The following is a 22,992-nucleotide window of genomic DNA, read 5'->3' as shown; positions in this document are numbered from 1 at the left end:
GTGAAAGTCGATTGTACGCCGCTGCCCGTTCAGCCCGTCAGCTTCACAAGCTGCTCGGCTTCGACGCGTGGCCCGAGGATCGAGACGCGGGGAAGCTGGCCGCGCGCCATCGCTACCTCGTCGCACTTGTACAGGCGCGGGCAGTTCTGGCAGTCCTTGAAGATCTTGTCCGGCAATGCGGCGCGGTCTTCCACCTCGCGAAATCCATAGCGGAAGAAGAAGTCGGGAATGCGTGTGAACAGGCACACGCAGCCCACGCCGTGATCTTCGGCCTCGGCCAGCAGCGCCTGCAGCAGCGCGCCGCCCGCGCCGTGGCCTTTGGCTTCGGGCTTCACCACAATCGACCGCACCTCGACCAGATGCGGCCCGTAGAAGTGCAGCGCGCCGCAGCCCAGAAAGACTCCGGCCTCGCTCTCGGCGATGGTGAAGTCGCGAATGTTCTCGCAGATCTCGGCGAAGGCGCGATGCAGCAGCGTCCCGTCGTGGGACAGGCTGTTGACCAGCTCATAGATATTCGTCGCGTCGTAGAGGCGCGCTTTACGCACCTGCATGGGTCGTTTCAACCTCTTGGATAACTGATGTTTCTTTGAGCGTTTCGATGCGCCGCTCCGCATCGGCCAGAGCCGCCTTCACGCGATGCCGCGCCGTGCCGCCGGTTACATCGTGGCAGTCCAGCGTGGCTTCGAGCGTGATTGCCGCGAAGAAGTCGCCTTCAAACTCGGGACCGAACTGCTTCAGCTCTTCGAGGGAAAGGTCATTCAGCTCGCGGCCGCTGTCGAGACCGTAGCGCACGGCGTTGCCGATCTTCTCATGCGCCTTGCGGAAGGGAACTCCCTTGTGCACGAGATACGTCGCCGCCGCCATGGCGTTCAGATAGCCCGCCTCGCACGCGGCGCGCATGCGGTCGGCGCGGAACTTCACCGCCCGCGTAAAGGGCGCCAGCACCTGCAGCATCCGGTCGGCCTCCACGGCGGCTGCAAAGACCGGCTCCTGCGTCTCCTGCATGTCTTTGTTGTAGGCCAGCGGCAGGCCCTTCACCAGCAGCGTCACCCACTGCGCTGCGCCGTTGATGCGGCCCACCTTGGCGCGCACCAGCTCGGTCAGGTCCGGATTCTTCTTCTGCGGCATCGCGCTCGATCCCGTGGAGAAAGCCTCCGGCAGCTCCACAAAACCGAACTCCGCCGTCGCGAAGAGCGTGATCTCTTCGGCAAAGCGGCTCGCGTGCAGAGCCACCATCGTCAGCGCCTGCAGAAACTCTATGACGAAGTCGCGGTCGCTGGTGGCGTCCATGCTGTTCGCCGTAGGAGCAGTAAAGTCCAGCGCCGACGCGGCAATGCCGCGGTCCAGCGCCAGCGTTGCGCCTGCCACCGCGCCTGAGCCCAGCGGGCAATAATTCAGCCGCTTCGCGCAGTCGTCCAGCCGCGAAACATCGCGCAGCAGCATCTCCACATACGCCAGCAGCCAGTGCGCCACTAGTACAGGCTCGGCGCGCTGCAGATGCGTATACGACGGCATCACCGCCTCGCCGGCAGCTTTCGCCTGCGACACCAGCGCCTCAGCCCACGCTCCCAGGCGGGAGACCAGCAGAGCGATGCTCTCCCGCACGTAGAGCCGCAGGTCGGTCGCGATCTGTTCGTTGCGGCTGCGGCCGGTATGCAGCTTCAGCCCCAGGTCCCCGATCCGTTCCGTCAGGTTCAGCTCGACGAAGTGATGAATATCCTCCGCCTGCGCATTGCCGCTGATCGCTTCCGGCTGCTCCGCGTAATGCGCCGCAATCGCCGCGAGCGAGCTGGTGATCTGCTCGCACTCGCCTGCGGTCAGCACGCCAGCCGCCCTCAGCGCCTCGGCGTGCGCCGCGCTGGCAGCCGTCTCCTGCGGGAGAAGCTGCCAGTCGAAGCGCAGCGAACGCTGCCAGTGGTCAAAGAACGAATCGAGCGGCTCGCGAAAGCGGCCTGCCCACATCTTCACTTGACGGCCTCTTTCTTCTGCGCAAGCAGCCGGGCGCGGGTCCGCGCCGGCAGGCCGAGGATCTGGATGAAGCCCTTCGCGTCCTTCTGGTCGTAGCTGTCGCCCATCGTGAACGAAGACAGCTCATTCGAGAAGAGCGAGAACTCGCTTTTGCGCGAGACGACGCTCACGTTGCCCTTGTAGAGCGCCAGCTTCACCGAGCCCGTCACGTTCTGCTGCGTGTTGTCGACAAAGGCGTCGAAGGCCTCGCGCAGCGGCGTGAACCACAGGCCGTTGTAGACGATGTCCGCATAGCGCAGCCCCACGTGCTGCTTGTAGTGCAGCACGTCGCGGTCCAGCGCCAGCGTCTCGATCTCATGGTGCGCCAGCACGATCAGCGTGCCGCCCGGCGTCTCGTAAATGCCGCGGGACTTCATGCCGACAAAGCGGTTCTCCACCAGATCGATGCGGCCCACGCCGTTGCGCGCGGCAATCTCATTCAGCAGGTCAATCAGCTGAACCGGATCTAATTTCATGCCGTCGACGGAGACGGGCACGCCCTTCTCGAAGCCGATCTCGACCACCTCTTCGCGGTCGGGAGCCTCCTGCGGGCTCTTCGTCCACACCCAGGTAGTCGGCAGCGGAGCGCTGCCCGCATCTTCCAGCTCGCCGCCCTCATGGCTCAGATGCCACAGGTTGCGGTCGCGCGAGTAGATCTTGGCGCGGCTTGCCGCCACGGGAATCCCATGCGCTTCGGCGTAATCGAGGCAGTCCTCACGCGACTTCAGCGTCCACTCCCGCCACGGCGCGATCACCTTCAGCTCCGGAGCAAGCGCCTGATACGCGTGCTCGAAGCGTACCTGGTCGTTGCCCTTGCCGGTGCAGCCGTGCGCCACAAACTCCGCGCCCTCTTCAAGCGCCACTTCTATCTGCGCCTTCGCAATCACCGGACGCGCAATCGAGGTGCCGAGCAGATATTTGTTCTCGTAGATCGCGCCGGCCTTCACCGTGGGGAAGATGTAGTCCTTCACGAACTCTTCGCGCAGATCGCGCACCACGGCCTTCTTCGCGCCTGTGTCGTATGCCTTGGCGATCACGGCGTCAATGTCCTCGCCCTGTCCCACATCGGCGATCACGGCGATCACATCGAGTCCATAATTTTCATTCAGCCACGGGATGATGATCGATGTATCGAGTCCACCCGAATACGCCAGCGCTACTTTCTTTGCCATCTCTTCAGACTCCGGGAGCGGTCACACGCTCGGTAAAACTGCCACCTGCAACACACCGGCCGTTCACAGCACAGCCGGCAAACAAAATCGGGAGATTCTCGTTCCGCGCCTTCAGCCCTGCGCTCTCAGCCCTGCCTTCGCTCCGCCCAGCAGCAACAGCAGCAGCGCCTTCTGCGCGTGCATGCGGTTCTCCGCCTGGTCGAAGACGGCCGACTGCGGTCCGTCGAGCACCGCGTCCGTCACCTCCGCGTTGCGATGCGCAGGCAGGCAGTGCATAAAGACCGCGTGCGGCGCGGCGTGCGACATCAGCGTCTCGTTCACCTGGTACGGCTTGAAGATCGGCGCGCGCTTCGTCGCCTCATGCTCGAAGCCCATGCTGGTGCACACATCGGTGTAGACCGCATCGGCATCGGTTACAGCAGCCACCGGATCGCTCACCAGCGTGATATCCGAGCCCGTCACGTTGGCAATCGCCCGCGCCTGCGCCACCACATCCGCCTTGGGCGCATAATTCTTCGGTGTGCCGATCGTGCAGTGCGCGCCCAGCTGCGCCGCCATCAGCATCAGCGAATGGCAGACGTTGTTGCCGTCGCCCACATAGGTAAACTTCAGCCCGCGCACCGAGCCGAAGCGCTGCTCCAGCGTAAGAAAATCGGCCATCGCCTGGCAGGGATGCTCGAGGTCGCTGAGCGCGTTGATCACCGGCACCGAGGCATACTGCGCCATCTCCGTGATCGTCTCGTGCGCATAGGTGCGCAGCACAATGATCGAGACCCAGCGCTCGAGGTTGCGCGCGATATCGGCAAGCGACTCGCGCTCGCCGAGCGGCGACTGCGTCTGATCGACAAAGATCGCCGATCCGCCCAGCGAATTGATCGCCGTCTCGAAGGTCAGCCGCGTCCGCAGCGAGGCCTTCTCGAAGAACATCACCATCTGCTTCGCATCGAGCGCCCAGCGGTAACGCTCCGGATGCGCTTTGAGAGCGTGAGCCAGCTCCATCACCGCCGCGACTTCCGTGGGGGAGAAGTCCGAGATGGAGCACAGATCGCGGCCGGCCAGCGACTCGTATGCGCTGATGCCGGGGACGAGATCGTTGATTGCCACTGTTTTACTAGCCAATCTGTTTGCCTTCCGCAATCTGAGCAGCGCCGGCTTCGCCGTCCGTCTGCCCGGTAAGAATTTCGTCGAGGGCTTCGGCAAGCACGTCAACGTGCGCTTTGCCCAGAATGTACGGCGGCAGAAAACGCAGCACCGTCTCGCTGGTGCGATTGACGATGATGCGCCGCTTCAGCAGCTCGTTCAGCGCCTCCTTTGCCAGCTCGGCCGTGTTCAGCTCAATCGCCAGCATCAGGCCCAGGCCGCGCACATCGAGCACGCTGTCGTGCTTCTTCGCCAGCTGCTCGAGACGGCCTTTAAAATATGTGCCGATCTCGGTTACATGATCCAGTACCTGCTCGTTCTCGAAGGTGTCGAGAACGGCCAGCGCCACGGCGCAGGCCAGCGGCCCGCCGCCAAAGGTGGTTCCGTGCATGCCCGGATGAATGGCGCGCGCCGCTTCATTGGTGCAGAGCACCGCGCCCAGCGGAAGGCCGCCTGCAATGGGCTTGGCCAGCGTCGCCACGTCCGGCTGCACGCCGTAATGCTGATAGGCAAACCACTTGCCGGTGCGTCCGAAGCCCGCCTGAATCTCATCGGCGATCAGCAGCGCGCCGGTTGACTGCGTCAGCTCGCGCGCCGTCGCCAGAAACTCCTTCGATACGGGCCGAATCCCGCCCTCGCCCTGAATCGCTTCGAGCACAATCGCGCAGACATCGGTCGAGAACTTCGCCTTCAGGTCCTCCACGTCATTGAAGCGGACAAACTCCACGCCCGGCATCACCGGATCGAACGGCTCGCGGTACTTCGCCTTGTGCGTCGCGGCCACGGAGCCCATCGTGCGGCCGTGAAAGCTGTTTTCGAGCGCCAGAAACTTCGTGCCCAGTGTCGCGCCCTCGCTGCGCCGCACACCGGCATAAGCGCGCGCCAGCTTGAGCGCGGCTTCCATCGCCTCGGTGCCGCTGTTGCAGAAGAAGGCGCGGTCCATCCCGCCGGCCTTCGTCAGGCGCTCTGCCAGCTTTGCCTGTCCCTCGTGATAGAAGAGGTTCGACAGGTGAATCAGCCGGCTGCTCTGCTGCGCAATCGCCGTCTCGATCGCCGGATGCGCATAGCCCAGCGCATTCACGCCGATGCCGCTCAGCAGATCCAGATAACGCTCGCCGTTCTCGTCGATGAGGTACACGCCTTCGCCGCGAACAAACAAAATCGGATTGCGCTCGTATGTCGCCAGCAGCAGCTCTGCTTCCGCTGCTTTCACTTCTTCCAGATTCATTCTGCTTGTCTCCCTGTGCTCTGAGCCCTGTTTCAAGCCACCATCACTTCCGTGCCGTGCGTCACGCGCGAGCTGCAAAGATCGGGCAGCACCGCCGCCACCTCTGCAGGTAAGATGCGCACGCGTTTTACGCCGTTCAGCAGCGCCTCGCGGCAGGCGCTCAGCTTCGGCAGCATGCCGCCGGTAATAACCTCGGTCTTCCTCAGCATCTCGATCTGATCGACGCTCAGCCAGCGCATCACTTCGCCGTCGGCTCCGCGCACGCCCGGCACATCGGTCAGAAAGACCAGAGCGTCGGCATGGCAGGCGCCCGCGCAGGCCGCGGCCATCTCATCGGCGTTCACGTTGTAGTACTCGCCGTCATAGCCGAGGGCAATGCTCGAGATCACCGGCACCGCGCCCATCTTCCAGATCGCCTCCAGCCAGCGCGGATCGGAGGCCACGATCTCGCCGACGAAGCCGAGATCCGGCGCCGTCCTCTTCTTGCGCGCGCGGAAGATCAGCCCATCGCCGCCCGACAGCCCGACCGCGGACTGTCCATGCGCTCCGAGCGCCGCGACCAGCGATTTGTTCACCCGTCCGGCCAGCACCATCAGCGCCGCGTCGCGTGTCTCGGCATCGGTCACGCGCAGGCCCGCGATGAACTCGCTCTGCTTGCCCATCTGCTTCAGCGTGCGCGTCAGCTGCACGCCGCCGCCGTGGACCAGCGCCACGCTGTTGCCGTCCTTCACCAGCTCGGCAATGGCCAGCGCACACTGGTGCAGCAGTTCAGCATTTTCGAGGGTCGCTCCTCCGAGCTTGACGACATATCTCATATGGAATTCTCCTGGGGCGTCCTTTACAGAAGTCCCTCTTCTTCTTTCCATCCGCACATCAGGTTCACGTTCTGCACCGCCTGTCCGGCAGCGCCCTTCAGCAGATTGTCCAGGCACGAGACAATCACGCATCGGCGTCCGCCGCGGTCCAGGTGAAAGCCGATATCGCAGTAGCTGGTCCGCACCGAGTACTGAATCTGCGGCAGCTGACCGGCAGCGAAGATCCTCACCAGCGGACTCTGCGCAAAGAAGCTGCGATACAGCGCTTCCACCTCATCGGCCTTCTTCGGCTCTTTGAACCAGACATAAATGGTGGACATGATTCCGCGCGGAATCGGCAGCAGGTGCGGCGTGAAGATCACCTGCTCCGCTTCCAGATCGAGCTGCTCCAGCAGCTCGCCCGTATGCCGGTGCCCGAAGACGCCGTAAGCCGACAGATTGTCTGCCGCGGACATAAAGTGCGTCTTCGCCGTCGGCGCCTTGCCCGCGCCCGATACGCCGGACTTCGAATCGCTGACGATACCCCGGCTCAGATCGACCCATCCCGCTTCGACCAGCGGCTTCAGCGGCAGAATCACCGAGGTCGCATAGCATCCCGGGTTCGCCACCAGAGCCGCGTCGCGAATCTCGTCGCGGTACAGCTCCGGCATGCCGTAGACGCTCTTTGCCTGTGCGGCCGCCGCCACCGGCGATCCGTCGTCCTCAAACTTATAGACCGCGCGGTTCGACGCCTCCCGCAGCCGCCACGCGCCGCTCAGGTCCACCACGCGAATGCCGCGCTCCAGCGCTTGCGGAGCCCACGCCCGCGACTGCTCATGGGGCGTCGCCAGCAGCAGCAGGCTGACGCCGCGCTCGGCCAGCAGGTCCCAGGAGAATGGTTCGACCTGCAGCCCCTCCGGCCCCATGCCGGTGCCGTTGTTGTCCATCAGCTGCGGATGCAGCGCCGCCAGCGGCTCCCGCGTGCTTTCGGCGCGTCCGAGGAAGAGCGGTGCCTTTCCTTTGAGCTGCGGATGATGCAGCAGCAGCCGCGCCAGCTCCGCGCCGGCATAGCCGCTCACTCCCATGACTGCGATTTGTGCCGAATCTCCCATTCCGTCCCCGAACTGTTTTTCTGAGCGCTGCGCCCTGATCTCTGTGGCCAGTCCTAGCCGATCATCTCTTCCAGACGCTCGCGCAGCAGGGAAGCGCGCTTCTGGTCCGGACAGATGATCAGCACCGTGTCGTCTCCGGCGATGGTGCCCACCACCTCCGGTATATCTTCATCGTCGATGGCCAGCGCCACCGGCTGCGCGCTGCCCGCCGTCGTCACCAGCACCAGCTGGTTCAGCGCCTGCTTCACCTTCAGGCCAAACTGTCCAAGCACATCGTTAATGGACGGCGCGCGGTCGTCTTCGTCATCCGTGTGCGCGCCGTTGCCGTTCGGAAACGCATATCCGTCCGGACCTTTATAGAGATGCAGCTCGTGAATATCCCGGGAGAGCGTGGCCTGGGTCACATCGAAGCCGCGCCGGATGAGCTTGCGCCGCAGCTCATCCTGGCTGCCGATCGCCGCCGTCGCCACCAGTTCCCGGATCGCATTGTGCCGTTCTGTCTTGCTCAAGCCAAATAAATCGCGGCCCCTGAACCTTCAGGCCGCGCCTCTGTATATAAAATGCCGCGCATCGGAATTCGGATGCATAAAAATACAATTCAATGTATAAATATACAGAGGGCGATTGTCAACGCCTGTGGATGGTTTTTAACGTAATCCTGATCTGCTTCCGGCGGTCGGAAATTCCGCATCGCCCTATAAATTTTATTTTTGTCGCTCGTAATGCCCTGCAGGAGACCTTATATTTAGCTATGGGAACGAGAAACTGTGCTGCACCGGCCATGTCGTCCGGCGGCTCCCGGCCCACTCTGTATGACCCGCGCTTTGAGCACGAGTCCTGCGGTGTCGGTTTTGTCGCCACACTCGACAACACCCCGTCACATGACATTCTCGCGAAGGCGTTAACCGCCCTTTCGCGCCTTGCCCACCGCGGCGCAGTCGCGGCCGATGGCAAGTCCAGTGACGGCATCGGCATTACCACGGCTGTTCCCCGGGAATTTCTGCTGGCTTCGGCCGGTATTACGCTCGCTGCGGAGAAGCCCTTTGCCGTGGGCATGGTCTTTTTCCCCTCTGAGACGGGCGAATCGCACAGTGAGCTCGAAGAGGCGCTGAAGGCGCAGAGCTTTACCATTCTGGGCTGGCGCGACGTGCCCACCCGGCCCGGCATTCTGGGCGAGATCGCGCTGGCCAGCCTGCCCGTGATCCGCCAGGTCCTGCTTACCTCGGACGATGCCGAGGCCGTGAACCGGCGTCTTTACCTGGCCCGCAAGCAGTTCGAGCGCAGCGGCGCAAGAGGTTACGTTTGTTCACTTTCCAGCTCAATCCTCATCTATAAGGCGATGTGCGCCGGCCGCCTGCTCGCGGAGTTTTTCCCCGATCTGGCCCACCCCGCCTTCACCACGCCCTTTGCGCTCTTTCACCAGCGCTACGCGACCAACGTCGCCCCCTCCTGGGATCGCGCCCAGCCCTTCCGCCTGATCGCGCACAACGGCGAGATCAACACCGTATGGGGCAATCGCGCCCGCATCGACGCCCGCGCCTCGCGCTTTCCCGAGGAGCTGAAGCCGATCTTCACCCCCTCCGGCTCCGACTCGACCAGCCTCGACGAAGCCGTCGAGCTGCTCGCCCACAACGGCCGCACCATCGCCGAATCCGTCCGCCTGCTGATGCCTCCGGCCAGCATGAAGAAGCAGTCTGCCTTCTTCACCTATAACGAGGACTCGGTCGACACCTGGGACGGCCCGGCCGCGCTCTCCTTCACGGATGGGCGTCTCATCGGCGCCGCCCTCGACCGCAACGGCCTCCGGCCCTGTCGATTCTTCCTGACGGAGAGCAATCTGGTCGTCGTCGGCTCCGAGGCCGGCTTGGTCGACCTCGACCCGGAAGAGATTGTGCACAGCGGCCGCCTCGGCCCCGGCCAGATGTTGGTCGCCGACCTCAAGGTCCACAAGCTCTACGAAAACGACGAGCTGATGGAGATCTTCGACAACGCCGCACCCGACTACGAGCAGCTTCTCGAAGAGACGACGCTGGCCTCCGAGCCCGTCCCTCCCACGCTCGATCCCGCGGAGATCGCCCGCCTGCAGCTCGGCTTCGGCTACACCCGCGAAGACGTGAACATGATCCTGAAACCGATGGCCGCCGACGGCAAGGACGCCATCTGGTCGATGGGCGACGACACGCCGCTCGCGCCGCTGGCGCGCACGCCCCGGCCCGTCTACGCCTTCTTCCGCCAGCGCTTCGCTCAGGTCACCAATCCGCCGATTGATTCGCTGCGCGAAGCCATTGTGGTGCAGCTGCACACGCGCCTCGGCCCGTGGCCGCACATGCTCGACAAGCGCGCGCATCTGCCCGGCCTCTCGCTTTCGTCTCCGTATCTCTCGCTGGCGCAGATTGAAAACCTGCGCAACCGGCGTCACGGCCTGGCCGACGAGCTGGCCCTCGCCGTGCTCGAGTGCGTCTTCAGCCCCGGCTGCAGCCTGCTCACGGCGCTCGACGATCTCTGCGCCAAAGCCGTCGAGCTGGTGCGCGGCGGAGCCTCCATTCTGCTGCTCACCGACCGCGGCTGCGGTGAGCAGAGCATTCCCGTGCCGATGGCGCTGGCCACCGGTGCCGTTCACCAGGCGCTCATCCGCGCCGGCGAGCGCACCCGCGTCGGTCTGGCCGTCGAGGCCGGCGACTGCCGCGACCTGCATCATGGAGCGGTCCTGCTCGGCATGGGCGCGGGAGCCATCTGCCCCTGGCTGGCGCTTGAAACCGCCCGCTCGCAGAATCCGGAGAAGGGTGAAGAGAATCTGCTGCACGCCTTCGATCTCGGCCTGGCCAAGATCATGTCGAAGATGGGCATCTCGGTGGCCGACAGCTACCGCAGCGCGCATCTCTTCGACTGCATCGGCCTCAGCAGCGAGGTCGTCGAGCGCTGCTTTGCCGGCACGCCCGTTCCTATCGGCGGCATCGGCTTCGCCGAGCTCGAAGCGACGCTTCGCGAGCTGTGGAGCGGCGGCTTCCCGTCCACGTCTGTCTCCGACTCCGTGGAAGAGGGCGGAGCCACCGCCACCGCGACGGTGACCAAAGACCTGCCTGACTACGGATGGGTCCGCTTCCGCAAGGCCGACAAGTCCGAGCCGCATTCCTGGCAGCCGCAGACCGTCCGTCTGCTGCAGACCATCACCGGGGCCACCAAAACGGCCGTCGCCGTGGCCGACCCCGTCCAGGCCTGGGCTGCCTTCAGCACACAGGCGGCGGAGAAGACTCCGGCCGTGCTGCGTGAGCTGCTGGAGATTCGTCCCGCGGCCTCGCCTCTGCCTGTCGATCAGATCGAGCCCGTCTCCTCCATCGTGAAGCGCTTCATCGCCTCCGCCATGTCGCTCGGCTCGCTCTCTCCCGAGGCGCACCAGACGATCACCGCGGCGATGAACATGCTCGGCGCCCGCTCCAACACCGGCGAGGGCGGCGAAGATCCCGCCGTCTACCAGCCCGGCGTCGATCTGCCGCTCAACGGCGTGCCCACCCCCTCATACCTGCTCAACAACAAGGTCAAGCAGGTGGCCTCGGCCCGCTTCGGCGTCACCGCGCAGTACCTCATGCACGCCGAGGAGATCGAGATCAAGATCGCGCAGGGCTCCAAGCCCGGCGAAGGCGGACAGCTTCCCGGCCACAAGGTCACGGAGCTGATCGCCCGCCTGCGCCACGCGCAACCCGGCGTGCAGCTCATCAGCCCTCCTCCGCACCACGACATCTACTCGATCGAAGACCTCGCGCAGCTCATCTTCGATCTGCGCCGCGTCAACCCGAAGGCCGCCATCGGCGTCAAGCTGGTGTCGGAGTGGGGCGTCGGCACCGTCGCTGCGGGCGTCGCCAAGGCCTACGCCGACTACATCGTCATCGCCGGCCACTCCGGTGGAACCGGAGCCTCGCCGCTGTCGAGCATCAAGTACGCCGGCAGCCCGTGGGAGCTCGGCCTGGCGGAGGCCCAGCAGGTGCTCATCCAGAACGGTCTGCGCGGCCGCGTGCGTCTGCGCACCGACGGCGGTCTGCGCACGGCCCGCGATATCGTTGTCGCGGCGCTGCTCGGCGCGGACGAGTTCGCCTTCGGCACCTCGGTGCTGGTGGCCCTGGGCTGCGACATGGCCCGCCAGTGCCACCTCAACACCTGCCCTACGGGCATTGCCACGCAGCGTCCTGACCTGCGCGCCAAATTCCGCGGCAAGCCGGAGCATCTGGTCCGCTTCTTCGAGGGTCTGGCGGCCGATATCCAGGCGCTGCTTGCCGAGCTTGGCCTGCCTTCGCTCGAAGCCGCCATCGGACGCACCGACCTGCTCGAACAGGTGCGCTTCGACGGCTCCCTCGATCTGGGGTCGATGCTCGCCGCTCCGGCAGACGGCATCACCCGCTGGCAGGGGCAGCAGAATCTGCGCCCCGAAGAGCATCCGCTCCTCGATGACGAGTGGCAGGAGGCGGCGCTGGCTGCTTACAAATCGGGCGAGTCGTTCATCGTCGACAGCCTCATCTCGAACGAAGACCGCACCTTCGGCGCGCGTCTCTCCGGCGACCTGGCCATGCTGCAGACCGCCGGCATTCACTCCGACGCGCCGCTCAGCTTCCGTCTCACCGGCGTTGCCGGGCAGTCCTTCGGAGCCTTCACGGTGGCGCCGGTGCAGCTTACTCTGAAGGGCATGGCCAACGACTTCGTCGGCAAAGGCCTCTCCGGCGGCGAGCTGATCCTGCGCGGACAGGGCCGCGCCGCGCTCCAGTCCGAGCTGCACGTCATCCTCGGCAACGTCGCGCTGTATGGAGCCACCAGCGGTGCGCTCTTTGCCGCGGGCCGCGCCGGCGAGCGCTTCGCCGTCCGCAACTCGGGCGCGCTGGCCATCGTCGAGGGCGTGGGCGACCACGGCTGCGAGTACATGACCGGCGGTCTCGCGGTCATCCTCGGTTCCACCGGCATCAACTTCGGAGCAGGCATGACCGGCGGTCTGGCGTGGGTCTTCGACGAGGACGGCAGCTTCCTCGGCGATCCGCTCTACCACTCCGGCTTCCTGAAGCCTGAGCGGTATGCCGATCTCGATGCCGAGGCGCAGGAGAGCATTCGTGGTCTGGTGCAGCTGCACGCGGAAAAGACCGCGAGCACCCGCGCTTACAACCTGCTCGCTCACTGGGACGCTCTGGCGCCGAACTTCGTCCGCCTGACTCCAAAGCCGCAGGTGTAAAAAACAGGGCTCAGAGAACAGGGCACAGAAAAACAAAGCCCGTTCCGGCTTCCTCCCGGGACGGGCTTTTTCTTACCCATTTGTCATCCCGACCGAAGCAGCCGCCGTCAGGCGGCTACGCAGCGGAGGGATCTGCTTTACCCGGCTTTGCGCGCTTCCATCTCATCCTCCGGCTCCGGTGCAGTATCGGGAGCATGTTCAAGGAATGCCGTCAGCCGGCCGCCATTGGCGCCCTGCGCTCTCTGCTGAAAGAACAGTGCCGCTGTCTCGACTGTGCCCACTTTTTCCGCGACCGCAGCGGCAATCCACTGGTTCAGGGAGACGCCGTCTTCCTTTGCCAGGCGCTGGGCGGCCTTCTTGATCGAAAGCGGAAGCTTCAGGGGATATGTTGCCTTGCTCATGATCGAATTCTCCTCAGGACATCCTGCGGCGTCAGAACTTCCAGCCGAAAGCGGGCCGCCGCGGATTGTGGCTTCAACTCTGCGACGCTCCGTTCTCCGCATAAAACGCCGCAATCTCCGCCGCATACTTCTCATTCACCACGCGCCGCTTGAGCTTCAGACTCGGCGTCAGCTCGCCGGAGTCGATCGTCCACTCGTCCGGCACCAGTCGAAACCGCTTGATCGTCTCGAAGTTGGCCAGGCTTGCGTTGATGCGGTCGATCAGCGCCTCATACTCCGCCACCACCTGCGGATCTGCTACCAGATCGCGCCGCGTCGCCGCCGCAATACCGCGCTCCTTCGCCCAGCCTTCGAGGGCGGGGAAGTTGGGCGCGATCAGCACCGAAGCAAATTTGTGTTTGTCGCCCACCAGCGCCGCCTGCGCCACCAGATAACTGGACTTGAGCCGGTTCTCGATCGGAGCCGGCGCGATGAACTTCCCGCCTGAAGTCTTGATCAGCTCCTTCTTGCGGTCCGTGATGTAAAGGAAGCCATCGGCGTCGATATGCCCGATATCCCCGGTGCGAAACCATCCCTCGGCGTCGAACGATTCCGCCGTTGCCGCGGCCTGCTGCCAGTATCCGCGAAAGATGCTCGGCCCGCGCAACAGCAGCTCGCCGTCTTCGGCCACGCGGCACTCCACATTCGGCAGCAGCCTGCCCACCGATCCAATGCGGTACGCCTTCGGCGTATTGAGCGCCACCACCGGCGAGGTCTCCGTCAGTCCATAGCCCTCCAGAATACGCATGCCCGCATCCGCAAACCAGCCCGCCGTATCCATGCCCAGCGGCGCGCCTCCGGCGATAAAGTAGCGCACGCGCCCGCCGAAGCCCGCGCGAATCTTGCTGTAGACCAGCTTGTTGGCCAGCTTCCAGCCGATCGAGGAAGGCTCGTCTCCGGCCCCGATCGTGTCGCGATGCTTCTTTCCCGTCTTCAGCGCCCATGCAAAGATGCGTGCTTTGGTCGGCGACTGCGCCGCGGCCCGCCGCTCCGCCTCCTGGCGAACCTTCTCGTACACGCGCGGCACGGCGACGAGAATCGTCGGCCGGATCGCTGCGAAGGCTCCCGGCAGCTTGTCGATCGTCGAGCAGTAGGCGACTGCGGCGTGCTGCGCAAAGAGCGCGTAATCCAGGTGCCGCGCCGTCACATGCGAGAGCGGCAGAAACGAGATGCACGAGTCCTGCATCGTAAAGCCGAACTCCGCCGTCGAATAATTCAGATTGCACGCGATATTGCCGTGCGTCAGCATCACGCCCTTCGGCTCGCCCGTTGTGCCCGAGGTATAGATCAGCGTCGCCAGATCGCCCGGCTTCACGTCGTAGGCGGCGCGGTCGAAGTCGGCATCGCGCTCCGCTCCGCGCGCGTCGGCGCCCTCGACCAGCGACGAAAAGTGAACCGCATCGGGAGTGCCCGCCTCATCCATCATCACAATGCGCTCGAGCGCCATGCGTGTGCCGGCGGCGGCCATATCCTGCCGCGCCTTCGCGATCTTCTCGTACTGCGCTTTGGTCGAAACAAAGATCACCCGCGTGCCGGAGTCGGCCAGCAGCACGCCGATCTGCTCCGGCGTCAGCGTGGGATAGATAGGCACATCGATGACGCCCAGCGCCAGACAGGCAAAGTCCGCGACGGCCCACTCCCAGCGGTTCTCCGAGAGAATGGCCACGCGGTCGCCTTTCACCAGGCCCCACGCCGTCAGCGATTCCGCCACAGCGCGCACCCGCTGATACACCTGCGCGGCAGAGATCGGCCGCCATTGTCCGGAAGCATCGAGCCACACCATGGCATCCGCGCGGTTTCCGGCGGCAAGCGTAAAGAAGACGTCATTCAGGGTTTTCAAAGCCAGCATCGCGCGACTACTCTACCGGAGCCGGAGCGGCGGCGCAAGGCAGCCTCCCGGCTCATCGCGCTATTCGTCGCGCAGCGTCGTTGCCGGATCGATCGCCGCAATGCGCAGCGTCGGCGCCATCGCGGCAATCAGCGTGACCGACGCCAGCGCCAGTACGACAACAAGAAGGATGGGCAGGTCATACACGCCCACGCCATAGAGCACGCTGCGCATCGCCCGCAGCGCGCCCGCGCACAGCATCAGCCCCAGAACCAGTCCCAGCGCCGAGGCCCGCACGCCAGGCATTCCAATGTGGATCATCGCCTGGCGCGCCGTTGATCCCAGCGCCATGCGCAGACCGATCTCCCGCGTCTTCTGTGCCACGATATTCGCCACCAGCGCAAAAATTCCAACCGCGCTCAGCAGCAGAGCCAGCGCCGCCAGCACGCTTAGCATCGCCACCTCGCTGCGCTGCGCCGCCAGCGTCTTCGCCAGCAGATCGCGCATGCTGTAAAAGCCGGAGAAGGGAAGATCGGGATCGGTGCCGGCCAGCGCGTGCTGCATCTGCTCCGTCAGCCCGGTCACCGGCCCTCCCGTGCGCACGATCCAGCTCGGCTGAAACCAGTCGTGTACCACCGCCAGCAGAGAAGCCTGCACCTGCGTGGCCGGAATATATACCGTCTTCTCATCGGTCAGCGGTGCAACCGCATCGATGCCCGGAGCCATGGCCACATCGCCCACGACCCCGACGATCCGGGCATCCTTGTTCAGGATCTGACCCACCGGATTCGCTCCATGAAAGTAGCTGCGCGCAAAGGCCTGGTTGATGACGATGACGTGCTGCGTGTTCGGCCCGTCCGCCGTAGTGAACGCGCGGCCGGTGAGAATCGGAATGCCGAGCGTATCGAAATAGCCGGGCGTCACGTAAACCTCATCGGCGATCGCGGTCTGCCCGGTCTCTTTGCCGCTGAAGGTGATCCCCGCCATAATGAGCGAGCGCTCGTACGGCAGGCTCAGCCCGGCAGCGGCCTTTTCCACGCCTGGAATCCTGCGCATCGCTTCCGTGCTTTCCTCCAGCAGCTTCTGGAACGCGACCGGATCGTGATAGCGAAGATTGTTGAGAGAGGCGGTCGCCGTCATCACCCCACTGGGATCGAAGCCCGGCGGCAGCGTCTGCAGATGGATCAGCGTGCGGATCAGCAGCCCCGACGCAGCCAGCAGCACCACCGTCAGCGCGACCTCGCCGGCAATCAGCGTCTGGCGCAGCCTCAGGTGCTCGCCGCCCGTCGCCGTCCGGCTTCCCATTGCCGCGCGCAGATCGAAGCGGCGCGTTACCAGCGCCGGCAGCATGCCGAAGAGCACGCTCGTCAGCACGGAAACCAGCAGCGTGAAGGCCAGAACATGCCCGTCCAGAGGAACGCTCTTGACCGGCAGCAGATGCTCCGGCAGCAGCCGCAGCAGCCCCCGTACCGCGAGAAGGCCGATGCCGATCCCCGCCGCTCCGCCGGCCGCGGCCAGCAGAATATTTTCGATCCAGAGCTGCCGTTCGATCTGCCAGCGCGAAGCGCCCAGAGCCAGACGCGTGGCAATCTCCGGCGTCCGCCGCAGAACGCGCACCAGCGTCAGTCCGGCCAGATTGGCGCAGGCGATCAGCAGAATAAAGCCCGCCGCCAGCATCAGCCCCATCACCTGCGGACGCAGCGTCACCGTCTCTCCGCGCTGCAGCGGAACGGTATGGTACGACACCTGCGCCCCCGCATTGTCTTCGAGCTCGTAGCGGTTAGTGCGCTGCGCCCAGGCATGGTCGATCTCGGCATCGGCCTGCTGCCAGGTGAATCCGTCGCGAAGCCGCACAATGTCGATAAAGTTCGTGCCGCCGCCTTCGCCTGTGCGGCTGGCCTGCAGCGGCAGGTACAGGTCCGCGTTTTGCGGTGTCTCCGCGCCCTGCGGAAGCACGCCCACCACGGTATACGGCTCGCCCTTGATGAGAATGACCCGACCTGCGATGCCCGCATTCGCGCCGAACATGGTGCGCCACAGGCCGTAGCTCAGAATCGCGGCCTTCGGTCCGTGCGGAAGATCTTCCGTACCGGTGAAATTCCGCCCGAAGATCGGATGAATCCCCAGCACATCGAGGTAGTGTGCGGAGATGCGCGACGCATGCAGAAACTCGACATGCGTGCCGGACTGCAGATTCACGCCCGACGGCCGGATGCCGGAGATGCCCGGAAGCAGCGCCGGTACCTGATCGCGCAGCAGCTCCCACTGCTCGCCGTTGATGTGGTGCCGCTCATCCCACGAGCTCGATCCGGTCACATGCGTAAAGATCGTGCCCAGCCGCTCCGGATGCGGATAAGGCAGATCCGTCAGCATGAGCGCATTCACGACGGAAAAGATGGCGGTGTTCGCGCCGATGGAAAGCGCCAGCGTCAGCACGACCGTGAGAGTGAAGCCGGAATTGCGTCTCATCTGCCGCAGCCCGTAGCGCACATCCTGCCCGAGCAGCTCCAGCCGCGCGCCCGCGCGATGGTCGCGCACCGCCTGCTTCACCTGCTCCGCGCCGCCCATCTCGGCAAGCGCCATTCGCCGCGCCTCCTGTGCGGACATGCCGGCGGCGATGCGCTCGTCGGTCAGCAGATCCACATAAGCGCGAACCTCATCGTCCAGCTCAGCCTCGACCGCCTCTTTGCGGAAGAGGTTGCGCAGAGCGCTTCGCATGCGGGACCAGAATCTCATCGTCTGCACCTCCAGATAACCGTCAGCGCAATGGACCGTCTAAGTCGCTTTCAGGGCATTTGTCATCGCGACGGCTACTTTTGCCCACTGCTCCTTTTCGACTTCGAGCTGAGCCTTTCCCGTCTTCGTCAGCCTGTAGAACCGGGCGCGCCGATTGTTCTCCGACTCGCCCCACAGCGAGCTCAGCCAGCCCGCCTCCTCCATACGGTGCAGCGCCGGAAAGAGCGAGCCCGGCTTCACGCAGAACGTCCCCTGCGTCATCTGCTCGATGCGCCGCGAGATGCCCAGGCCGTGCAGCTCTCCCGTGCTCAGCGCTTTCAGAATGAGCAGATCGAGGGTGCCCTGCAGAAGATTGGTGGGTTGAGAGCTCATCGCGTTGCACCTATAGAGAAGCTATATGAGTGTGTCTCCGCTTCCTGTAGATTGTCAATACGAGAAGCGAAAGAATGCTGCCGCATCCTGCAGGCCCTCTCCGGCAGCGCTGCAACGCGCAGCGAAGACACGCAGGTAAAATAGAGCTGTCATCTCCCGGAGGATCGATTGGCCGAGTTGTCCGCTGCACTGCCTGCTGTGCCTCTTACACTTGAAGGCGCAAGCGTTCTGCATCAGATGTTTCGCTTCGACTGGGCCGCCTGGCGCCTTATCAGCGCGGAAGAGCGTGCCGGCATCCTTGCCGAAGTCACCGCGCTGCTGGCTCCGCTCGAAAAAGCCACCGCCGGAGACCACCCCGCGCAGAGCGCCGTCTTCGCGCAGCTCGGCCACAAGGGCGATCTCATGCTGGTCCACTTCCGTGACTCGATCGCGCAGCTCGCGGCGGTCGAGCGTGATCTGGCGCGCACCGCCTTTGGAAGCTTCCTCACCGCACAACACTCGTATCTCTCGGTCGTCGAGCTGGGCCTGTATGAATCCTCGAACAAAACTTATGCCGCACTGGCCGAAGAGGGCATCGAGCAGTACTCCGAGGAGTGGAACCGCCGCCTGCAGGAGGTCATCGGCCGTCAGTCGGCGGCCATGTCCAGCCGTCTCTTTCCGGCCATCCCCGACGCGAAGTACCTCTGCTTCTATCCCATGGACCGCCGCCGGGGCGAGCAGCTCAACTGGTACACCGTCTCCATGACCGAGCGTCAGCGTATGATGCATGACCACGGCATGATCGGCCGCCGCTACGCAGGCGAGGTGCGGCAGATCATCACCGGCTCCATCGGCTACGACGACTGGGAGTGGGGTGTCGATCTCTTCTCCGACAACCAGAACATCTTTAAGAAGCTCATCTACGAGATGCGCTTCGACGAAGCCAGCGCGCTCTACGCTCTCTTCGGCGCATTCTATGTCGGCGTGCGTCTGCCCGTGAGCGAGCTCGCCGCGTGGCTGGCCGTCGACACAGGAAAGTAGTCCATCATGAAAGTCTTCCTCACCGGGGCCACCGGATTCGTCGGCAGTCATGTGGCCCGCGAGCTGGCCGCGCAGGGCGCGGAGCTGCGCCTGCTGGTGCGGAAGACCAGCAGCCTCGCTAACCTTGAAGGGCTGAACGCGGAGACCGTCACCGGCGATCTGCTCGATCCGGAATCGCTGCGCGCCGGCATCCGCGGCTGCGATGCGGTGATGCACGTCGCCGCCGACTACCGCCTCTGGGTGCGCGATCCGCAGACCATGTATAAGGCGAATGTCGACGGCACCCGCGAGCTGCTGCGCATCGCCCGCGAAGAGGGTGTGCGCCGCACCGTCTATACCTCGAGCGTCGCCACCATGGCCTTCAAAGCCGACGGCACCATCGTCGACGAGACCACCCCGGTCTCCATCGCCGATATGGTCGGCCACTACAAGCGCTCGAAGTTTCTTGCCGAGCAGGTTGTCATCGAAGCCGCGCGCGCCGGGCAGCCGGTCATTCTTCTCAACCCCACTACGCCCATCGGTCCGGGCGATCTCAAACCCACTCCCACCGGCCGCATCGTCGTTGATTTTCTGAATAAAAAATTCCCCGCTTACGTCGACACCGGCCTCAACCTGGTCGACGTGCGCGAAGTGGCGCGCACGCACGCCGCCGCGCTGAACGACGGCGTGGGACGCCCCGGCGAGCGCTACATCCTCGGTGGAGAAAACCTCACGCTCAAGCAGATCCTCGACAAGATGTCGGCGATCACCGGTCTGCCTTCGCCCACCGCGAAGGTGCCGCACGCGGTGGCGATGGCCTTCGCGTTTTTTGATGAAAATTTCACAGGGCGTCTGCGCGGAAAGGAACCGCGCGCCACGGTCGAGGCCGTCCGCATGGGCAAAAAGAAGATGTTCGCCTCTTCGGCGAAGGCGCAGCGTGAGCTGGGCTTCCGCATCGTTCCCGTCTATTCCGCTCTGCGCATCGCCATCGACTGGTTCCGCGCGCATGGATACGCGCCCGCATCATGACGAAACGCATCGGCATCATCGCGGCCCTCCCCGGCGAGCTCGAAGACCTGGTTCGCGGCTGGCGGAAGCACGGCAAAAATATGTGGACCGGCCAGGCGCATGAAATGGACTGTGTGGCCATCGCCGGCGGCATGGGGGCGGAGGCCGCGTCGCGAGCCTGCGAGCAGGCGCTGGCAACGGGAAAGCTCGATGCGCTCGTCTCCGTCGGCTGGGCCGGATCGCTCACCTGCGGTCTGAAGCCGGGCGACGCAGTCGCCGTTTACGACGTCCTCGATGTGCGCACCGGCGAGCGCTTCGTCTCCGCGTATCCAAAGGGGCAGCGGCTCATTACGCTCGATCACGTCGCCCGCGCCGACGAGAAGCGCCGCCTCGCCGAAAGCTGTAAAGCCACGCTGGTCGACATGGAAGCCGCCGCCGTGGCCCGCATCGCCGCCGCCCGCAATCTCGCCTTTTACTGCTTCAAGGGTGTCTCCGACGGAGCGAACGACCGCCTGCCCGACTTCGGCCCCTTCATCGATGCAAAAGGCCAGCTCCGCATGGCGAAATTCCTTGCCCATATCGCCCTGCGTCCGCAATACTGGCCTGCGCTGAAGCGTCTGAACGAGCATAGTAAAATCGCTGCGGCTGCACTGGGAGTTCTGACGCGCGAATCTCTGAAACAGATCCTTTGACACGGCAAATCGAAAAAGATTGAGGAAGCGAATCGAAAAAGATATGGCGACGACCCTCAGCTCTGCTCCGGAAGCCCCGGCAATTGTGATCCCCGATACCATGCGCGCCGCCGTCTATCGTGGCGTCAATGACGTGCGCGTCGAGACCGTTCCCGTCCCTCGCGTGAGTGCCGGCGAGGTGCTCATTCGCGTGCACTGCTGCGGCATCTGCGGCACCGACCTCAAAAAGATCCACACCGGCTCGCACTCCGCGCCCCGCATCTTCGGCCATGAGATCGCCGGCACCATCGCCGCCGTCGGCGACGGAGTCGAAGGCTTCGCCGTCGGCGACCGCGTCATGGTCTTTCATCACAGCCCCTGCGGCAGCTGCTACTACTGCAGCAAAAAGACCTACGCGCAGTGCGAGCTCTACAAAAAAGTGGGCTGCACCGCAGGCTTCGAGCCCTCCGGCGGCGGCTTCGCCGAATATGTGCTGGCCATGGACTGGATCGTCCGCCGCGCACTGGTTAAAATTCCCGACGGCGTGCCCTTCGAGCAGGCCGCCTTCGTCGAGCCGGTCAACACCTGCCTGAAGGCGGTGAAAAACCTGAACCTGCAGCCCGACGAGACGGTACTGGTCATCGGCCAGGGGCCCATCGGCGTGCTGCTCGCCTCGCTCGCCGCGCGCGCCGGAGCAAAGGTGCTCACCTCCGACCTTTATCCTGAGCGCCATGCCATCGCCTCCGTCTACGGACTCAGCCATCCCATCGACGCCGGAAAGGAAAACGTCGTCGTCGCCGCCCACGCCGCGAGCGAAGGCCGCGGTGCCGATGCCGTGCTGCTCGCCGTCGGAGGCTCCGCCCTTATCCGCACCGCGATGGACGCTGCACGCCCCGGCGGCCGCGTCGTGCTCTTCGCCCAGACTCAGCATGGCGAGGCCGTCATCGATCCCGCCGTCGTCTGCGTGGACGAGAAGGCCCTGCTCGGCTCCTACAGCTCCTCCGCCGACATTCAGGACGAGGGCGCGCAGCTCGTCTTCGACGGTTACCGCAACAGCTTCGACCTCACCCGGCTCATCTCCCATCGTTTTTCGCTGGAAGAGGCCGTGGAGGCCATCCATCTGGCATCCAACCCGGGCCCGGCGTCCATGAAGATCTTCATCCTTCCGCAGTAAAAGCCGGAATGTGAAGATTCTGAGAAAATAGAGAGAGAATGCTCTCGGAAATGACAGCCGCCGTTTTATATGGACGGGAGGACCTGCGCGTGGAGCGCGTTCCCGTGCCGCTGGCCGGCGCAGGCGAGATGGTGGTGCGGGTCAACGCGGCCCTCACCTGCGGAACCGACCTCAAAGTCTACCGGCGCGGCTATCACGCGCGCATGCTTACCCCTCCGACGCTCTTCGGCCATGAAATGGCCGGAACCGTTGAGGAGGTCGGCGAAGGCGTGACCGCCTTTCGCCCCGGCGACCGCGTGGTGGCGCTCAACTCCGCACCCTGCGGCCAGTGCTATTACTGCCGCCGCAGCCAGGAAAACCTCTGCGACGACCTGCTCTTCAACAACGGCGCGTATGCCGAGTTCTTCCGCATTCCGGCGCGCATCGTGGCGAAGAACACGCTGCTCATCCCTGAAAACGTTCCCTTTGAATACGCCGCCCTCACCGAGCCTCTGGCCTGTGTCGTGCGCGGCCTCGAAGAGTCGGATGCCCGCGCTGGCGACCTCGCCGTCGTCATCGGCGCCGGCCCCATCGGCCTGATGTTCATGCACGCCGCCGAGCTGGCCGGTCTCGACGTCATCGCCGTCGTCAAACGCGACGAGCAGATCGCCGCCGCCAGAACCTTCGGCGCGCGGCAGGTGGTCTCGCTGGCCTCGACCGATGACCCTATCGGCGCCGTGCGGGCGCTCACTCCGGAAGGACGCGGCGTCGACCTGGCCATTGAAGCCGTCGCTACGCCGCAGGTCTGGCAATGGGCGGTCGATATGGCGCGCAAGGGCGGCACCGTGAACTTCTTCGGCGGCTGTCCCGAGGGCACCAAGGTCGAGTTCGACACCAACCGCCTGCACTATAACGACATCACCCTCAAGGCCAGCTTCCACCACACGCCCTCCGCGGCCCGCCGCGCCTTCGAGCTCGTTACCAGCGGCCGCTTCCGCTGCCGCGAGTACATCACCGGCCGCGCCTCGCTCGCCGACCTCGACCGCGTCTTCCGCCGCCAGATGGAGCGCTCCGGTGTTGGAGTGAATGACATCAAGACGGCTATTATTCCCTGAGGGGCGGT

At 64.6% G+C, this 22,992-nt stretch carries 18 protein-coding genes; 6 read left to right on the top strand and 12 right to left on the bottom strand.

From position 1 onward, the window contains the following. Positions 1–29 precede the first annotated feature (29 nt). The 8 genes from D0Y96_RS02070 to D0Y96_RS02035 form a co-directional block, all read right to left on the bottom strand. Positions 30–551, bottom strand: coding sequence for a GNAT family N-acetyltransferase (locus tag D0Y96_RS02070; protein ID WP_117297668.1), 522 nt, complete (start codon positions 549–551; stop codon positions 30–32). Then, entirely contained in the window at positions 538–1,968 is a 1,431-nt protein-coding gene (gene argH, locus D0Y96_RS02065) for an argininosuccinate lyase (protein WP_350448949.1), read from the bottom strand. The genes D0Y96_RS02070 and argH overlap by 14 nt, the downstream gene beginning before the upstream one ends. Beyond that, positions 1,965–3,179, bottom strand: a complete 1,215-nt coding sequence (locus D0Y96_RS02060; protein WP_117297666.1) for an argininosuccinate synthase — start codon at positions 3,177–3,179, stop codon at positions 1,965–1,967. The genes argH and D0Y96_RS02060 overlap by 4 nt, the downstream gene beginning before the upstream one ends. A gap of 111 nt (positions 3,180–3,290) precedes the next feature. Further along, positions 3,291–4,298, bottom strand: coding sequence for an ornithine carbamoyltransferase (argF, locus tag D0Y96_RS02055; RefSeq protein WP_252263382.1), 1,008 nt, complete (start codon positions 4,296–4,298; stop codon positions 3,291–3,293). Further along, positions 4,291–5,547 (bottom strand): aspartate aminotransferase family protein, encoded by a 1,257-nt coding sequence (locus D0Y96_RS02050; RefSeq protein WP_117297664.1) that lies wholly within the window; start codon positions 5,545–5,547, stop codon positions 4,291–4,293. Before D0Y96_RS02050 ends, argF begins: the two co-directional genes overlap by 8 nt. A 32-nt stretch (positions 5,548–5,579) precedes the next feature. Next, entirely contained in the window at positions 5,580–6,362 is a 783-nt protein-coding gene (argB, locus tag D0Y96_RS02045) for an acetylglutamate kinase (RefSeq protein ID WP_117297663.1), read from the bottom strand. Positions 6,363–6,385: 23 nt separating this feature from the next. Continuing rightward, complete coding sequence (gene argC / locus D0Y96_RS02040) at positions 6,386–7,453, bottom strand: N-acetyl-gamma-glutamyl-phosphate reductase (protein WP_117297662.1); 1,068 nt, start codon at positions 7,451–7,453, stop codon at positions 6,386–6,388. A 53-nt stretch (positions 7,454–7,506) separates the two neighbouring features. Continuing rightward, positions 7,507–7,962, bottom strand: coding sequence for an arginine repressor (locus D0Y96_RS02035; protein WP_117297661.1), 456 nt, complete (start codon positions 7,960–7,962; stop codon positions 7,507–7,509). A gap of 242 nt (positions 7,963–8,204) precedes the next feature. Here D0Y96_RS02035 and gltB point away from each other — a divergent pair, with 242 nt between their 5' ends. Continuing rightward, positions 8,205–12,662, top strand: coding sequence for a glutamate synthase large subunit (gltB, locus tag D0Y96_RS02030; RefSeq protein ID WP_117297660.1), 4,458 nt, complete (start codon positions 8,205–8,207; stop codon positions 12,660–12,662). 137 nt (positions 12,663–12,799) lie between these two features. Here gltB and D0Y96_RS02025 read toward each other — a convergent pair whose 3' ends face one another. The 4 genes from D0Y96_RS02025 to D0Y96_RS02010 all read right to left on the bottom strand — a co-directional run bounded on the left by D0Y96_RS02025 (position 12,800) and on the right by D0Y96_RS02010 (position 18,038). Beyond that, entirely contained in the window at positions 12,800–13,063 is a 264-nt protein-coding gene (locus D0Y96_RS02025) for a pilus assembly protein HicB (RefSeq protein WP_117297659.1), read from the bottom strand. A gap of 73 nt (positions 13,064–13,136) precedes the next feature. After that, a complete protein-coding gene (locus D0Y96_RS02020; protein WP_117297658.1) occupies positions 13,137–14,951 on the bottom strand; it encodes an AMP-dependent synthetase/ligase in 1,815 nt (604 codons plus the stop codon). Between the two features lie 60 nt (positions 14,952–15,011). After that, on the bottom strand, positions 15,012–17,666 hold the full coding sequence (locus tag D0Y96_RS02015) for an ADOP family duplicated permease (RefSeq protein ID WP_117297657.1): 2,655 nt from the start codon (positions 17,664–17,666) through the stop codon (positions 15,012–15,014). Between the two features lie 39 nt (positions 17,667–17,705). Beyond that, positions 17,706–18,038: a PadR family transcriptional regulator gene (locus tag D0Y96_RS02010; protein ID WP_117297656.1), complete on the bottom strand. Its 333-nt coding sequence runs from the start codon at positions 18,036–18,038 to the stop codon at positions 17,706–17,708. 168 nt (positions 18,039–18,206) lie between these two features. Here D0Y96_RS02010 and hemQ point away from each other — a divergent pair, with 168 nt between their 5' ends. The 5 genes from hemQ to D0Y96_RS01985 are packed head-to-tail and all read left to right on the top strand — an operon-like array spanning position 18,207 to position 22,984. Next, entirely contained in the window at positions 18,207–19,058 is an 852-nt protein-coding gene (hemQ, locus tag D0Y96_RS02005; RefSeq protein ID WP_252263381.1) for a hydrogen peroxide-dependent heme synthase, read from the top strand. Between the two features lie 6 nt (positions 19,059–19,064). Beyond that, a complete protein-coding gene (hpnA, locus tag D0Y96_RS02000) occupies positions 19,065–20,066 on the top strand; it encodes a hopanoid-associated sugar epimerase (RefSeq protein ID WP_117297654.1) in 1,002 nt (333 codons plus the stop codon). Continuing rightward, entirely contained in the window at positions 20,063–20,737 is a 675-nt protein-coding gene (locus D0Y96_RS01995) for a phosphorylase family protein (RefSeq protein WP_117297653.1), read from the top strand. The genes hpnA and D0Y96_RS01995 overlap by 4 nt, the downstream gene beginning before the upstream one ends. 43 nt (positions 20,738–20,780) lie before the next feature. After that, positions 20,781–21,890, top strand: a complete 1,110-nt coding sequence (locus D0Y96_RS01990; protein ID WP_117297652.1) for a zinc-dependent dehydrogenase — start codon at positions 20,781–20,783, stop codon at positions 21,888–21,890. A gap of 50 nt (positions 21,891–21,940) precedes the next feature. Continuing rightward, a complete protein-coding gene (locus D0Y96_RS01985) occupies positions 21,941–22,984 on the top strand; it encodes a zinc-dependent alcohol dehydrogenase (RefSeq protein WP_117298003.1) in 1,044 nt (347 codons plus the stop codon). Positions 22,985–22,992: the final 8 nt, after the last annotated feature.

This window comes from Paracidobacterium acidisoli (genome assembly GCF_003428625.2).
Taxonomy (GTDB): domain Bacteria; phylum Acidobacteriota; class Terriglobia; order Terriglobales; family Acidobacteriaceae; genus Paracidobacterium; species Paracidobacterium acidisoli.
The sequence above is the reverse complement of the archived record's forward strand: the minus strand, read 5'-3'. Positions and strand labels throughout refer to the sequence as shown.